General features: G+C 65.6%; 17 protein-coding genes. 2 read left to right on the top strand and 15 right to left on the bottom strand.

Annotated elements, in window-relative coordinates; all coding sequences use genetic code 11:
- Positions 1-2: 2 nt before the first annotated feature.
- A complete protein-coding gene (locus QTH97_RS19385) occupies positions 3-920 on the bottom strand; it encodes a LysR family transcriptional regulator (RefSeq protein ID WP_286570068.1) in 918 nt (305 codons plus the stop codon).
- A 131-nt stretch (positions 921-1,051) separates the two neighbouring features.
- Between QTH97_RS19385 and QTH97_RS19380 the strand changes: the two genes are divergently transcribed.
- Positions 1,052-1,699 (top strand): FMN-dependent NADH-azoreductase, encoded by a 648-nt coding sequence (locus tag QTH97_RS19380; RefSeq protein WP_286570067.1) that lies wholly within the window; start codon positions 1,052-1,054, stop codon positions 1,697-1,699.
- Positions 1,700-1,738: 39 nt separating this feature from the next.
- On the opposite strand, the gene QTH97_RS19375 is transcribed toward QTH97_RS19380, so the two are convergent.
- From QTH97_RS19375 to QTH97_RS19310, 14 genes are all read right to left on the bottom strand, one after another.
- The gene (locus tag QTH97_RS19375; protein ID WP_286570066.1) at positions 1,739-2,290 is read right to left on the bottom strand and encodes an NADPH-dependent FMN reductase; all 552 of its coding nucleotides are present in this window, start codon (positions 2,288-2,290) and stop codon (positions 1,739-1,741) included.
- An 81-nt stretch (positions 2,291-2,371) separates the two neighbouring features.
- Positions 2,372-3,286 carry a serine O-acetyltransferase EpsC gene (gene epsC / locus QTH97_RS19370; RefSeq protein ID WP_286570065.1) on the bottom strand — a complete coding sequence of 305 codons (915 nt, stop codon included), beginning with the start codon at positions 3,284-3,286 and terminating at the stop codon, positions 2,372-2,374.
- A 105-nt stretch (positions 3,287-3,391) separates the two neighbouring features.
- Positions 3,392-4,198, bottom strand: coding sequence for a MetQ/NlpA family ABC transporter substrate-binding protein (locus tag QTH97_RS19365; protein WP_286570064.1), 807 nt, complete (start codon positions 4,196-4,198; stop codon positions 3,392-3,394).
- Positions 4,199-4,227: 29 nt separating this feature from the next.
- A complete protein-coding gene (locus tag QTH97_RS19360; RefSeq protein ID WP_286570063.1) occupies positions 4,228-4,893 on the bottom strand; it encodes a methionine ABC transporter permease in 666 nt (221 codons plus the stop codon).
- Positions 4,886-5,929 carry a methionine ABC transporter ATP-binding protein gene (locus tag QTH97_RS19355; protein ID WP_286570062.1) on the bottom strand — a complete coding sequence of 348 codons (1,044 nt, stop codon included), beginning with the start codon at positions 5,927-5,929 and terminating at the stop codon, positions 4,886-4,888. Before QTH97_RS19355 ends, QTH97_RS19360 begins: the two co-directional genes overlap by 8 nt.
- A 7-nt stretch (positions 5,930-5,936) precedes the next feature.
- Complete coding sequence (locus QTH97_RS19350; protein WP_028250350.1) at positions 5,937-6,152, bottom strand: TOBE domain-containing protein; 216 nt, start codon at positions 6,150-6,152, stop codon at positions 5,937-5,939.
- Positions 6,153-6,197: 45 nt separating this feature from the next.
- Entirely contained in the window at positions 6,198-7,022 is an 825-nt protein-coding gene (locus QTH97_RS19345; RefSeq protein WP_286570061.1) for an ATP-binding cassette domain-containing protein, read from the bottom strand.
- A 5-nt stretch (positions 7,023-7,027) separates the two neighbouring features.
- Positions 7,028-7,993 (bottom strand): aliphatic sulfonate ABC transporter substrate-binding protein, encoded by a 966-nt coding sequence (locus QTH97_RS19340; RefSeq protein ID WP_286570060.1) that lies wholly within the window; start codon positions 7,991-7,993, stop codon positions 7,028-7,030.
- 13 nt (positions 7,994-8,006) lie between these two features.
- A complete protein-coding gene (ssuC, locus tag QTH97_RS19335) occupies positions 8,007-8,840 on the bottom strand; it encodes an aliphatic sulfonate ABC transporter permease SsuC (RefSeq protein WP_286570058.1) in 834 nt (277 codons plus the stop codon).
- Between the two features lie 25 nt (positions 8,841-8,865).
- Entirely contained in the window at positions 8,866-10,035 is a 1,170-nt protein-coding gene (ssuD, locus tag QTH97_RS19330; protein WP_286570057.1) for an FMNH2-dependent alkanesulfonate monooxygenase, read from the bottom strand.
- A gap of 9 nt (positions 10,036-10,044) precedes the next feature.
- Entirely contained in the window at positions 10,045-11,001 is a 957-nt protein-coding gene (locus QTH97_RS19325) for a sulfonate ABC transporter substrate-binding protein (RefSeq protein ID WP_286570056.1), read from the bottom strand.
- 32 nt (positions 11,002-11,033) lie between these two features.
- Positions 11,034-11,174, bottom strand: a complete 141-nt coding sequence (locus QTH97_RS19320; protein WP_286570055.1) for a hypothetical protein — start codon at positions 11,172-11,174, stop codon at positions 11,034-11,036.
- 107 nt (positions 11,175-11,281) lie between these two features.
- Positions 11,282-11,866 carry an NADPH-dependent FMN reductase gene (gene ssuE / locus QTH97_RS19315; RefSeq protein ID WP_286570117.1) on the bottom strand — a complete coding sequence of 195 codons (585 nt, stop codon included), beginning with the start codon at positions 11,864-11,866 and terminating at the stop codon, positions 11,282-11,284.
- Between the two features lie 98 nt (positions 11,867-11,964).
- Positions 11,965-12,987: a sulfate ABC transporter substrate-binding protein gene (locus tag QTH97_RS19310; protein WP_286570054.1), complete on the bottom strand. Its 1,023-nt coding sequence runs from the start codon at positions 12,985-12,987 to the stop codon at positions 11,965-11,967.
- A 127-nt stretch (positions 12,988-13,114) separates the two neighbouring features.
- On the opposite strand from QTH97_RS19310, the gene QTH97_RS19305 reads away from it, so the two are divergent.
- Entirely contained in the window at positions 13,115-13,387 is a 273-nt protein-coding gene (locus QTH97_RS19305) for an oxidative damage protection protein (protein WP_286570053.1), read from the top strand.
- The last annotated feature ends 2 nt before the right edge of the window (positions 13,388-13,389 follow it).

Here is a 13,389-nt window from a genome sequence, read left to right as displayed (position 1 = left end):
ACTCAGCCAGCGAGGTCGTGCGGCTCGTCGCTGTCGAGGTTTTCGACCAGAAAGTCGATCAGTCGCCGCACCGCCGGCACCAGCGCGCGGCGCGCCGGAAACATGACGTGGGTGATGCCCGGCGCGGGCCCCCAGCCCGGCAGCACCTCCACCAGCGCGCCGGATTTGAGCTCGCTGCGGCACATGTAGTCGGGCAGCACCGAAGCGCCGGCCCCCTGCACGACCGCGAACTTGAGCGTCAGCAAGTCGTCGGCGATATAGCGCGGCGTGTGCGTGTGCACGATCACCTTGCCCGCCGGGCCTTCGAGCCGCCAGTTGGCGCGGCCATCGCCCGTGGACATGGCCACCGTGTCGATCTTGTGAAGGTCCGCCGGCACCACGACCGGCCCCTGACGCTGCAACTGTTCGGGACTGCCGACCAGGATGCCCCGGCTGATGCCGAAGGTCTTCGCGACGAGCGTAGCGCTGTCCTCAATCTCGGGCCGCACGCGAAGCGCGAGATCCACGCCCTCCTCGACCGGATCGACCGGCCGGTTCAGCACGCGCATCTCGACGCGCACCGCCGGGTAGCGCGCCATGAATCGCGGCATGAGCGGGCCGACACTGCTTTGCGCCAGCGTCACGGGGCAACTCAGCCGCACCGTGCCACTCGGCTCTGTCTGCACCTGCGCGACCGCTTCGGCGGCTGCCTGGGCGGCGTCGCGCATCGCGGCGCAATGCCGAAGGTAGATCTCTCCGGCCGGCGTCAGCGACAGGCGCCGGGTGCTGCGCTGCATCAGCTGCACCCCGAGCTCGGCCTCCAGTTCGGCCACGCGCCGCGACAGCCGGGATTTCGGAATGCCCAGCGCGCGGCTGGCCGCAGCAAACCCGCCACGCTCGGCCACCTCGGCAAAAAACACCATGTCGTTCAGGTCTTGCATGACTTCATTGTCCTATCCATGGAACGAATTAAGCCATTTTTGCCGACTTATCAAAGAATCGCCACAAAAATAGAATTCTTCCCACGCCGACCGATTTCAGTGCCGGCACTTTCCACGAAAGAGCATTGATCATGAAACTGCTGCACGTCGATTCCAGCGTCCTGGGAACCAACTCCGTGTCCCGTCAACTCACCGCCGAGGTCGTGGCCGAATGGCGCAAGAGCCACCCGAACACGACGGTCGAGTACCTCGACCTGGCGGTGGATGCCCCCAACCACTTCAGCGCCGATGCACTCGGCATCAAGGTCGGCGTGCAAGCGGAGCCGACCGAAGCCCAGCGTCGCGAGAATGAAGTTTCCGAGCGCCTGGTGAGCCAGTTCCTGGCCGCCGACGTGATCGTCGTTGGCGCCCCGCTCTACAACTTCACGGTGCCGACCCAGCTCAAGGCCTGGATCGATCGGCTCGCGCAAGCCGGCCGTACCTTCAAGTACACCGACAAGGGTCCGGTCGGACTCGCCACCGGCAAGACCGTGATCGTCGCTTCGACCCGCGGCGGCATCTACTCGACCAGCGAAGGCGGCCAGGCGATGGAACACCAGGAAAGCTATCTGAAGGTGGTCTTCGGCTTCTTCGGCGTGACCGATGTGCGCTTCGTCCGCGCCGAAGGCGTCGCGATGGGTGATGCCCCCAAGGCCGCTGCGATCGGTTCGGCCCGTGCCGACATCGCCGCAGCCATCGGCAAGGCGGCGAACCAGGATCAAGCCGTGCTGGCGGCCTGATCCACAAGTCGAGAGCCTTCGCCCGATCCGGGTGGAGGCTCAGCCCTTGTGGCTCTTGACCCAGGCCACGTATTTGTCCACCCAGCCCTGCAGGAATTGCTTGCTGCCTTCGGCGATGTGGCCCTTGTCGTCGAACATCCCTTCCTTGTTCTGGAGGAAGACCTCGGGCTGGCCCAGGGTCGGCACATCGAGGTAGGCCAGGATGGTGCGCAGATGCTGCTGCGCGACCGCGGTGCCCACGGCGCCGACAGACACTCCCACCACACCCGCCGGCTTGCCGGCCCATGCGCTCTGGCCATAGGGCCGCGATGCGTTGTCGAGCGCGTTCTTGAGCACGCCCGAAATCGAGCGGTTGTATTCGGGCGTGACGAACAACAGGCCATCCGCGGCCGCGATCTCGGTCTTGAGACGCTTGACTGCCGGCGCCTGGTTGCCGTCCTGGTCCTGGTCATACAGCGGAAGATCGTCGATGCGTACGTGCTCGAAAGTGAAATCCTCGGGAGCGAGATGCGCGATCGCCAACGCGAGCTTGCGATTGAACGAATCCTTGCGCAGGCTGCCGATGACGACAGCAATCTTGGTCTGGCTCATGAAAGCTCCTTTGGAAATGGTGTTGAAGGGAGTCGCGACAAATTATGCGAAGCGCACACGACCTTGTGTGGAAAAGCCTGATCACGTCGTCCGGCGCACCGGCGCGTTCTGCAGGCTGGCCTGCGAGACGCTGGCGCCCGGCGGCACGTCGTCGGTGATCCAGACGTTGCCGCCGATGGTCGCGCCCTTGCCGAGCGTGACGCGGCCGAGGATGGTCGCGCCGGCATAGATCACGACGTCGTCCTCCACCACCGGATGGCGCGGCAGGCCCTTCTGCAGATTGCCTTCGACATCGGTCGGAAAACGCTTGGCGCCGAGCGTCACGGCCTGGTAGATGCGCACACGCTTGCCGATCACCGCGGTTTCCCCGATCACGACGCCCGTGCCGTGGTCGATGAAGAAGCCGGCGTCGATCTGCGCGCCCGGATGGATATCGATGCCGGTCTGGCTGTGCGCCAGTTCGGCGACGATGCGCGCAAGCAGCGGCAGCCCCAGCCCGTAGAGCCGATGCGCCAGTCGATGGTGAATCATCGCGAGGATGCCGGGATAGCTCAGCAGCACTTCATCAACGCTGCGCGCCGCAGGATCGCCCTGGAAAGCCGCGAGCACATCGCCATCGAGCAGGCGCCGGATGCCCGGCAGCGCGGCCGCGAATTCACGCACCGCGGCCGTCGCTTGCGTATCGATCTCCTCCGCCGCGCGAGGCTGATGGCGCGCCATGTAGCGCAATTCGAGCGAGGCCTGCACCCACAGGGCTTGCAGCGCCGAATCCAGCGTGTAGCCGACGTAGAAATCCTCGCTCTCGTGCCGCAGGTCGGGCGGGCCGAGGCGCATCGGGAAGAGCGCACCCTTCAGCGACTCCACGATGCCCGCCAGCGCGTCGCGCGAGGGAAACTCGCGGCTGCCGGGCTCGCGCGAGCGCTTTTGTGAATCGCGCCACTCGTCGCGAGCAGCGCGCAGCGCGGTCACGATGTCGCTGACGTCGAATTGAGACATGTCATCTCCTCCGGTGGGTGGGGGTTCGACCATGCAGCATCGCACAAAACCCCACCGCGACCGGGTTACTCGGCAGGGTCGCCCTGCCAAGCGCCGTGTGGCGACTTACCAGCTCGCGAGCACCGAGCCCTTGAACTCGTTCTGGATGTAGTTGCGCACCTCGTCCGAGTGATAGGCCTTCACCAACTTGGCGACCCAGGGCTTGCCCTTGTCTGCGTCGCGCACGACCAGGATGTTCACGTAGGGGCTCTTCGCGCCCTCCCTCGCGATCGCATCCTTGCCGGGATTGAGGCCGGCGGAGAGCGCGAAGTTGGTGTTGATGCCCGCGGCATCGAGGTCGTCGAGCGTGCGCGGCAGTTGCGCGGCGTCGACTTCGACGAACTTGATCTTCTTCGGGTTGTCGATCACGTCGAGCGGCGTGGCCTTGAGTCCGGCTTCGGGCCGAAGCTTGATCAGACCCTGGTCCTGCAAGAGCAGCAGCACGCGGCCGCCATTGGTCGGATCGTTCGGCATGCCGAAGCGCGCGCCCTCCTTCAGGTCCTTCAGGCTCTTGACCTTCTTCGAATAGATGCCGATCGGAAAGTTGACCGTGTAGGCCACGTCCACCAACTTGTAGTTGCGGTCCTTGACCTGCTGGTCGAGGTACGGCTTGTGCTGGTAGCTGTTGCCGTCGAGGTCGCCGGCGGCCAATGCTGCGTTCGGCTGCACGTAGTCGCTGAACTCGATGACCTGGATCTTGAGGCCGTCCTTCTCGGCGACCTTCTTGACCTGCTCGAAGATCTGAGCGTGCGGCCCGCCGGTGACGCCGATCTTGATCGGCTTGTCCTGCGCGAAAGCCGGAACGGCCGCAAAGCCCGTCACGATCGCCATTGCGACGATCGACTGGAGAAGCTTGCGTTTGGGTTGATTCATGAAACGTATTCCTTGGAGAGAGAAAAAAACTACTTGTGGCTGAGCCTGCGCACCAGCCAATCGCCGCCGCTTTGAAGCGCCTGCACGAACAGGATGAGCACGATCACCACTGCCAGCATCACCTCGGGCAGGAAGCGCTGGTAACCGTAGCGAATGCCCAGGTCGCCCAGGCCGCCGCCGCCGATCGCGCCCGCCATCGCCGAGTAACCGGTGAGACTCACGAAGGAGATCGTCACGCCGGCCACGATGCCGGGCAGGGCTTCGGGCAACAGCACCTTCCAGACGATCTGGCGCGTGGTGGCACCCATGGCCTGCGCCGCCTCGACCAGACCGCGATCGACCTCGCGCAAAGAGGTCTCGACCAGCCGCGCCACGAAAGGCGCAGCAGCGATGCTCAGCGGCACCACAGCCGCGGCGGTGCCGATCGACGAACCCGTCAGCAAGCGCGTGAGCGGAATGATCGCCACCAGCAGGATGATGAAAGGCGTGGAGCGCACCGCGTTGACGATGGCGCCGACAATCCGATTGGCGGGCCGATTCTGCAGGACGCCGCCCGTGTCCGTGAGATGCAGGTACACGCCGAGCGGCACGCCGACCGCGGCACCGATCAACCCCGAGATGCCGACCATGACGATGGTTTCCCACAAGGAGGTCGCGAAGAGCTCCAGCATGGGGCCGGTGAAGACGTCAAACATGCGCCACCTCCTGCACCACGACGCCGGCGCCGCGCAGGTACGCGACCGCCGAAGCCACCGATTCGCCCGCGCCACGGGCCAGCACGGCCAGCGAGCCGAAAGGCCGTCCCTGGATCTCGTCGACCTGGCCATGCACGATCGACAGGTCGATGCCGAAGCGCCGGATCACCTGTGACAACAGGGGCTGGTCCGCGGCATCATCGCCCGCGAAAGCCAGGCGCAGCAGCTGCGGCGTCTGGCTGCCGCCGTCGAGCATCAAGGCGCGGATGCGCGCCAGCACGCTCTCGGGCAAGGCCTGCGGCGCGATGTCGTCCAGGAGGCTGCGAGTGGTTTCATGCTGCGGCCGTGTGAAGACGTCGAGCACGGCGCCCTGCTCCACGATGCGGCCATGGTCGATCACCGCGACCTGCTGCGCGAGCTGCTTGATGACCTGCATCTCGTGCGTGATGAGCACGATGGTCAGGCCGAACTCGCGGTTGATCTGCTGCAGCAGCGCGAGGATCGAGCGCGTGGTCTCGGGGTCCAGCGCCGAAGTGGCCTCGTCCGAGAGCAGCACCTTCGGCCGGTTGGCCAGAGCACGTGCGATACCCACACGCTGCTTCTGGCCACCGCTGATCTGCGCCGGATAACGGTCGCGCAAGCCGGTGAGGCCCACCAGCTCGAGCAGCGGCTCGACGCGCGCCTGGATGTCCGACGGGCGCAGGCCCGCAAGTTCGAGCGGCAGCGCCACGTTGTCGTAGACGGTGCGCGAAGCCAGCAGGTTGAAGTGCTGGAAGATCATGCCGATGCCCTGTCGCGCGGCGCGCAGCTCGGCGTCGTCCAGCGCCGTGAGTTCGCGGCCGTCGACGCGCACGCTGCCGCGCACGGGACGATTGAGGAGATTGATGGTGCGCACCAGCGAGCTCTTGCCCGCCCCGCTGCGCCCGATCACGCCGAACACTTCGCCCGGCGCCACCGTCAGGTCGATGCCCTTGAGGGCCTCGACCGGCCCGCTCGGGCCGTCATAAATCTGGTGAATGTCAGAGAGTTGGATCATCCCCATTTTAAAGCTTGGCGATCGACACCTCGGTCGACTTCACCAGCGCGACCACGTCGGAACCAGGCTTGAGCTGCAGTTCGTCGACCGAGCGCGTGGTGATGACCGAGGTCACGATGCCCCACGCGGTCTCGACGTCGACTTCGGAAACGACATCACCGCGGATGATCTCGCGGACCTTGCCCTTGAACTGGTTGCGGACATTGATGGCTTGGATGGACATGGAAAACTCCTTGGTTGGAAATGAGGGGTCTGAAATCGGCTGCGCTCACACAGCCCAGCGCAGCACGTGTGCGGGACCATCGGCCCAGCGGGTGTCGTTCGCGGGCTCGGGGTTCTCGGGCTTTTGAAGCACGCGATCGAGGATGCGTTTCTCGATCGCCGCGAATGCCGGGTCGCCCTGCGATCGCGGCCGAGCCAGGGAGATGGTTTCGTCGAGCGCAATGCGCCCATCCTCGATCAGGATCACGCGGTCGGCCAGCGCCACGGCCTCCTGCACGTCGTGCGTGACCAGCAGCGCGGTGAAGCGATGGCGCTGCCACAGGCTCTCGATCAGACGGTGCATCTCGATCCGCGTGAGCGCATCGAGAGCGCCCAGCGGCTCGTCGAGCAGGAGCAGCCGCGGATGATGCACCAGCGCCCGCGCGAGCGACACGCGCTGCCGCTGTCCACCCGACAGGCGCGCCGGCCATTCGCCGCGCCGCTCGGAAAGGCCGACCTGCGCCAGCACTTCCTCGCCACGCGCACGGCTCTCGGCGGGCAGGCCCAGCGTCACGTTGTCGAGCACGCGGCGCCACGGCAGCAGGCGCGCTTCCTGGAACATGATCCGCGTGTCGTCATGCAGGCCATCGATGGCCTTGCCGTCTGTGTAGAGCGCCCCGTCGGAGGCCTCTTCCAGTCCCGCGATCAGCCTCAGCAGGGTGCTCTTTCCGCAGCCGCTGCGGCCGACGATGGCGATGAATTGCCCGGGCTCGATGGAAAGCTGCGTGTTGCGCAGCACCTCGCGCTCGCCGTAGCGCTTGGACAGTCCGCGAATGTCCAGTCGGACACCGCCCGGTCCCTCGTCGTTCGTTGCATGGAGGATGGCGCTCATGGTCTTCAGGCTCCCGGGGTGAACAGCGCCACGTCGAGCGCATTGATTTTTCTTGGCAGCAGCTTCTCGGCGAAGAAGGCATCGGCGATGCGTTGCTGCTCGCCGAGGCCGCCGGTCAACACCGGGCGCACTTCGTAGCTGCGGCGCGCGTTGGCCTGCTCGACCGTGGCGGCATCCAGGCCCCACACGGGCGCGAGCAACGCGGCGGCCTCCTTCGGCTTCTGTTTGACCCAGGCGCCCGCCTTCTGCAGTTCGCTGAAGAGCACACGCAGCACGTCGGGCCGCGACTGCGCAAAAGGCGTCCCCGCCAGGTAGTAGCGCTGGTACGACGCAATGCCCGTGCCGTCGGCCAGGACGCGCACGCTCGATTGCCGCTGCGCCGCCGAGAGGAATGGGTCCCAGACCACCCACGCGTCGATCGCACCGCGCTCGAAGGCCGCTCGGCCATCGGCCGGCGTCAGGTAGGCAGGCTCGATGTCCCTGAATGTGAGGCCCGCCTTGTCGAGCGCAGCGATCAGCAGGTAGTGCACGCCGGCCGCCTTGGCGAAGCCCACCTTGCGGCCCTTGAGGTCGGCAACCGAGCGGATCGGCGAATCGGCGCGAACCACGATGGCCTGCGCCGATGGCGAAGGCGCCTCTTGCGCGACGAAGGTCAGTCTGGCGCCAGCGGCCTGGGCGAACACCGGCACGGTGTCGGCGACGTCCGCGCTGAAGTCGAGGTTGTCGAGATTGAGCGCCTCCAGCAGCGGCAATCCGCTGGTGAACTCGTGCCAACCGATCTTCACGCCCAGCGGTGCGAGCTGACGCTCGAGCGTGCCCTGAGTCTTGAGCACGACGATCAGCGTCGACGACTTCTGGTAGCCGATGCGCACGGTCGATGGCGCGTTGTTCTGCGCGAAGGCCACGCCACCGGCGACCGAAGCCAGCGTGGCCAGGGCACCGCGACGGGTGAGGGACAGAGTGTGAGTCATCTTCGTTGCTCCTTCACTTGGCGACGCTGTAGCCCGGATGCCAGCGCAGCCACCAGCGCTCCAATCCGCGCGCAAACAAGTCGGCGAGCTTGCCGAGCAGCGCGTAGAGCAGGATGCCCACCAGCACGATGTCGGTCTGCAGGAACTCGCGTGCGTTCATCGTGAGATAGCCGATGCCGGATTGCGCAGAGATGGTCTCGGCCACGATCAGGATCACCCACATCAATCCCAGCGAGAAGCGCAGGCCGACGAGGATCGAAGACGTCGCGCCCGGAAGAATCACCTCCTTGTAGAGCTGCCACCGCGTGAGCCCGTAGGTGCGGCCCATCTCGATGAGTTGCGGATCGACGTTGCGGATGCCGTGGAAGGTGTTGAGGTAGATCGGAAAGAACACCGACACCGAGATCAGGAACAGCTTGGCCGATTCGTCGATGCCGAACCAGAGGATCACGAGCGGGATCAGCGCCAGCGCCGGAATGTTGCGCACCATCTGGATGCTGGAGTCGAGCAGTGTTTCGAAAAACTTGACCGAGCCCGTCAACAAACCCAGCGCGAGGCCCAGGCCGCCGCCGATCGCGAGCCCGGCCAGTGCGCGCCCGGCACTCACCTTCACGTGCGTCCACAGTTCGCCCGACGCGGCCAACGTCCACGCGGCCTTGACCACGTCGATGGGCGCCGGCAGCACGCGGGTCGAGAGCCAGCCAAGCGACGAGGCGATCTGCCACACCACGATGAGGCCGACGGGCACGAGCCAGGGGACGAGGCGCCTGGCGACGCCAATAGCGAAGGCTTTGGCGGTGTTCAGCGAGGGTGCCGCGGCTGGCAAGGTCTGCACTTGTTCAGTCATGAAAGTCCTTTGAATCGCTGCGCGATCAGCTCTGCGAGCGGAGGCGCGACGGCGCATCCAGGTTGGCGACGACTTCGCCGAACGGCCCCGTCAGCGTCTCGCCCGGCAGACCCGGGCGCTGCTTGCGTGGCAACAGCGGGAAAACCAGCTCGGCGAAGCGATAGGCCTCCTCCAGATGCGGATAGCCCGAGAAGATGAAGTTGTCGATGCCCAGCGCCGCGTATTCCTCGATCCGCGCCGCGACGGTCTTCGGATCGCCCACCAGCGCCGTGCCCGCGCCACCGCGCACAAGGCCCACACCAGCCCACAGGTTCGGGCTGATTTCCAGGTCCTCCCGCGTTCGCCTGGCTCCGCCGGCATGCAGCGCAGCCATGCGGCGCTGGCCTTCGGAGTCCATGCGCGCGAAGGCGGCTTGCGCGCGAATCACCGTCTCGTCGTCCACACGGCTGATCAACGATTCGGCGGCGCGCCACGCTTCGTCTTCCGTCTCGCGCACGATGACGTGCAGGCGGATGCCGAACTTCACGGTGCGCCCCCTGCGAGCGGCGCGCTCGCGCACGTCGGCGATCTTCTTCGCCACTTCGGCGGGCGGCTCGCCCCAGGTCAGGTAGGCATCGACCTGCTCCGCCGCGAGCTCGTGCGCAGCGGCGGACGACCCGCCGAACCACACGGGCGGATACGGCTTCTGCGTCGGTGGAAACAGCAGCTTCGCGCCCTTCACGCTCAGGTGTTTGCCGTCGTAGTCGTAGCTCAGGCCCTCATGGCTGCGCGCGATGACCTCGCGCCAGATGCGGATGAACTCTGCCGACTGCTCGTAGCGTGCGGCATGGTCGAGGTACACGCCATCGCCTTCGAGCTCGGCCTGGTCGCCGCCGGTCACGAGGTTCACCAGCACGCGCCCGCCGGAGAGCCGGTCGAAGGTCGCGGCCATGCGCGCGGCAAGGCTCGGCTGGTGCAGTCCCGGCCGCACCGCTACCAGGAACTTGAGCCGCGACGTTGCGCCGATCAGGCTCGATGCGATCACCCAGGGGTCCTCGCAGGAGCGGCCGGTGGGAATCAGGACGCCTTCATAGCCGAGCTTGTCGGCCGCGCCGGCAATCTGCTGCAGGTAGGCCAGATCGACCGTGCGCGCGCCTTCGGTGGACCCGAGGTAGCGGCTGTCGCCGTGCGTGGGGAGGAACCAGAGGATTTGCATGGCGCGTCCTCAGGCGATGCCCGCCGCCGCGGCGTCGAGCAGGTTGATCTTCTTCGGGATCAGCCCGAGCGCGAAGAAGGTGTCGGCGATCTTCTGCTGCTCGCCGAGGATGGCCTTGGTGATCGGCCCCGTACCGAACTTCGTGCGGCCGACAGAAACATCGACCACGGGCTTGGGAATGCCCCAGATGGCCGAAAGCTCCGTGGCGAATGCTCCGAGGTTGGCCTGTGCCCACTGGTCGATCTTGTCGAGTTCCTCGACGAGGATCTTGATGACGTCCTGGTTCTTCTGCGCGTAGTCGAGCGACGAGAAGAAATAGGCCCGGTTGCCCACTACGTCCGTGGCGTCCGCCAGCACCTTGGCGTCGAGCGTCTTCTCCGCCGAGGCGAGGAAAGGATCCCAGATCACCCATGCATCGATCGACCCCTTCTCGAAGGCGGCGCGCGCATCCGCGGGCGGCAGGAAGACGACGTTTACATCGCTGTAGGCCAGCCCGTGTTTTTCGAGCAGCTTCACCAGGAAGTAGTGAACGTTGCTGCCTTTGTTGAGCGCGACCTTCTTGCCCTTGAGATCGGCTACCGACCGGATCGTCGAGCCCTTGGGAACCAGCACAGCTTCGGATTGCGGACGCGGCACGGTCGCCGCCACATAGGCCAGCGGCGCGCCGGCCGCCTGCGCAAAGATCGGCGGCGCTTCGCCGACATCGCCGAAATCGATCGAGCCCACGTTGAGCGCTTCGAGTTGCACCGGGCCGGCCGTGAATTCCGTCCACTTGATCGATACGCCCAGCGGCGCGAGGCGCTTTTCGAGCGTGCCCCTGCCTTTCAGCAGGCTGAGGCTGCCTTTCTGGTGGCCGATGCGAAGTTGACGTGCAGGCGCCTGCGCGAAGGCGTAGAGCGATGGCAGCGCAATGGCAGCGGCGGCGCCCTGGATCAGTTGCCGGCGTGTCGATGAATGCAGTGTCATGTGCGTGTTTCCAGGTAAAGGTGTCGATGGCTTCACAGAGGCGCCGAAGTGGCCGCCAGGAAGCTGGTGATGAGTGCGATCGCGACCACCACCACCACGCTGATCGCCAGGTCGGTCAGCACCCGCCACGGGCGGCGCGGTGGTTGAAAGTTGTCGGTGAGAACGGGCGGCATGGATTTCTTTCAGGGCAAAGGGAATCCCGCGCCGCACGCAGCGGCGAAAGAATCGATCGGGATGGGAGAAGAGGCGCCGGGATGGATGCGACGATGGCGCTACGCCGTCAAACGCTACATCGCACGCGCGAGAAGGCCACCGGCTCGAAGCCCCAGGTCGGGGGCAGCTTGAGCCCTTCGCTCGCCAGCGTTTCGACCGCATCGTCGAGACGCTGCGAGAGTTCCGCCTGCAACTGGTAGGCGCCTTCCGGCTGCAGAGTGACCTGGCCATCGGTCGCATACACGCCCGGCAGGATGTGCCGCGCCGCCAGCGACTGCAGCACGGGACGCAACGCATAGTCGAGCGCCAGCATGTGATGCGGGCTTCCGCCCGTTGCCAGCGGCAGGACGGTCTTGCCCTTGAGCGCCGACTGCGGCAGCAGGTCGAGGAACACCTTGAGCACGCCGCTGTACGCCGCCTTGTAGACCGGCGTCGCGATCACGATCACGTCGGCACGCCGCACCTGCTCCACCGCGTGCTGCACCGAGGGATGGGACGCCTCCCCCAGCAGCAAGGCATGTGCCGCGAGTTCGCGGATCGCGAGCCGATCGACCGGCACGCTGCGCTCGCCAAGCCGCGCGGCCACGGCGTCGAGCAGGACCGCAGAGCGCGAAGGCGCAGAGGGGCTGCCAGCGATCAGAAGAACAGTCACAGTCAATTCACTTTCAGGACAACGGTATTCGGGAGGGCCGCCGCGCCGGCCGCCCGAAGGGGCAGGCCCGCCCCCCGGTCAAGGGGTGGGCGAAGCGACTACTTGTTTGTGTAGATCTGATCGAACGAAGCGCCGTCGGCAAAGTGCGTCTTGTCCGCCTTGGTCCAGCCGCCGAAGGCCTCATCAATGGTGAACAGCGTCAGCTTCGGGAACTGCTTGTCGTACTTGGCCTTGGCCTTCTCCGAGGTCGGGCGGTAGTAGTTGCGCCCTGCAACGTCCTGGCCTTCGTCGGAATAGAGGTACTTCAGGTACTCCTCGGCGACGGCGCGCGTGCCCTTCTTGTCGACGACCTTGTCGACCACGGTCACCGTCGGCTCCGCCAGGATGCTGATGGAAGGCACGACGATGTCGAACTTGTCGGGACCGAATTCCTTCAGCGCGAGGAAAGCTTCGTTCTCCCAGGCCAGCAACACATCGCCTACGCCGCGCTGGACGAAGGTGATGGTCGAGCCGCGCGCACCGGTATCGAGCACGGGCACGTTCTTGTAGAGCTTGCCGACGAACTCCTTCGCCTTGTCGTCGCCGCCGTACTTGCGCTTGGCGAACTCCCACGCGGCCAGGTAATTCCAGCGGGCGCCGCCAGAGGTCTTGGGATTGGGCGTGATGACCTGCACGCCAGGCTTCACCAGGTCTTCCCAATCCTTCAAGCCCTTGGGATTGCCCTTCTTCACGAGGAAGACGATCGTCGAGGTGTACGGTGCCGAGTTGTGCGGCAGGCGCTTCTGCCAGTCGGGCTTCACCAGGCCGCCGTGCGTGACAAGGGCATCCGTGTCACCGGCCAGGGCCAGCGTCGCGACGTCGGCGTCGATGCCGTCGATGATCGAGCGCGCCTGCTTGCCGGAGCCGCCATGCGACTGCTTGATCGTCACGTCCTGGCCGGTCTTGCCCTTCCAGTACTTGGCGAAGGCCTGGTTGTAGTCGACATAGAGTTCGCGCGTCGGGTCGTACGACACATTGAGCAGGGTCACGCCCTGCGCAAACGACGGCAATGCCGTCAGGGCGAAGCTGGCCGCTGCGGCGGCGCCGAGGGAAAGCTTGATAAAGTCGCGGCGAAGGCTCATGGTCTTGTGCTCACAAATGGCATAAAGCTGAAGCCACGTATTCTGGATACGGCATATGGAAACGGGAACGACTGAGTTCTCAGTTCTAAATAGCGAAATCAACTAAGACACCCACAAAGGCATCCCAATGGCACGCATGGTTCAGTGCATCAAGCTCGGCAAAGAGGCCGAAGGTCTCGACTTCCCCCCGTATCCAGGCGAGTTGGGCAAACGCCTGTGGGAGAACGTCAGCAAGGAAGCCTGGGCCGCGTGGCTCAAGCAGCAGACCATGCTGGTCAATGAAAACCGCCTGAATCTGGCGGATGCGCGCGCCCGGCAATACCTTGCGCGGCAAATGGAGAAGCATTTCTTCGGCGACGGTGCCGATGTGGCCCAAGGCTACGTCCCCCCCACGAACTGAGT

The sequence above is a fragment of the Variovorax gracilis genome (genome assembly GCF_030317115.1).
GTDB classification, from domain to species: Bacteria; Pseudomonadota; Gammaproteobacteria; order Burkholderiales; family Burkholderiaceae_C; genus Variovorax; species Variovorax gracilis.
Note: the sequence above shows the minus strand (reverse complement) of the source record. Positions and strands in the feature narration are given on the sequence as shown.

What these genes read in the sequence shown, in the direction of transcription:
- QTH97_RS19385 (WP_286570068.1), bottom strand. Translation starts at nt 920, where the DNA reads ATGCAAGACCTGAACGACATGGTGTTTTTTGCCGAGGTGGCCGAGCGT.
- QTH97_RS19365 (WP_286570064.1), bottom strand. Translation starts at nt 4,198, where the DNA reads ATGAATCAACCCAAACGCAAGCTTCTCCAGTCGATCGTCGCAATGGCG.
- QTH97_RS19325 (WP_286570056.1), bottom strand. Translation starts at nt 11,001, where the DNA reads ATGACACTGCATTCATCGACACGCCGGCAACTGATCCAGGGCGCCGCC.
- QTH97_RS19355 (WP_286570062.1), bottom strand. Translation starts at nt 5,929, where the DNA reads ATGATCCAACTCTCTGACATTCACCAGATTTATGACGGCCCGAGCGGG.
- QTH97_RS19340 (WP_286570060.1), bottom strand. Translation starts at nt 7,993, where the DNA reads ATGACTCACACTCTGTCCCTCACCCGTCGCGGTGCCCTGGCCACGCTG.
- QTH97_RS19380 (WP_286570067.1), top strand. Translation starts at nt 1,052, where the DNA reads ATGAAACTGCTGCACGTCGATTCCAGCGTCCTGGGAACCAACTCCGTG.
- QTH97_RS19360 (WP_286570063.1), bottom strand. Translation starts at nt 4,893, where the DNA reads ATGTTTGACGTCTTCACCGGCCCCATGCTGGAGCTCTTCGCGACCTCC.
- QTH97_RS19305 (WP_286570053.1), top strand. Translation starts at nt 13,115, where the DNA reads ATGGCACGCATGGTTCAGTGCATCAAGCTCGGCAAAGAGGCCGAAGGT.
- QTH97_RS19310 (WP_286570054.1), bottom strand. Translation starts at nt 12,987, where the DNA reads ATGAGCCTTCGCCGCGACTTTATCAAGCTTTCCCTCGGCGCCGCCGCA.
- ssuD (WP_286570057.1), bottom strand. Translation starts at nt 10,035, where the DNA reads ATGCAAATCCTCTGGTTCCTCCCCACGCACGGCGACAGCCGCTACCTC.
- epsC (WP_286570065.1), bottom strand. Translation starts at nt 3,286, where the DNA reads ATGTCTCAATTCGACGTCAGCGACATCGTGACCGCGCTGCGCGCTGCT.
- QTH97_RS19345 (WP_286570061.1), bottom strand. Translation starts at nt 7,022, where the DNA reads ATGAGCGCCATCCTCCATGCAACGAACGACGAGGGACCGGGCGGTGTC.
- ssuC (WP_286570058.1), bottom strand. Translation starts at nt 8,840, where the DNA reads ATGACTGAACAAGTGCAGACCTTGCCAGCCGCGGCACCCTCGCTGAAC.
- QTH97_RS19375 (WP_286570066.1), bottom strand. Translation starts at nt 2,290, where the DNA reads ATGAGCCAGACCAAGATTGCTGTCGTCATCGGCAGCCTGCGCAAGGAT.
- QTH97_RS19320 (WP_286570055.1), bottom strand. Translation starts at nt 11,174, where the DNA reads ATGCCGCCCGTTCTCACCGACAACTTTCAACCACCGCGCCGCCCGTGG.
- QTH97_RS19350 (WP_028250350.1), bottom strand. Translation starts at nt 6,152, where the DNA reads ATGTCCATCCAAGCCATCAATGTCCGCAACCAGTTCAAGGGCAAGGTC.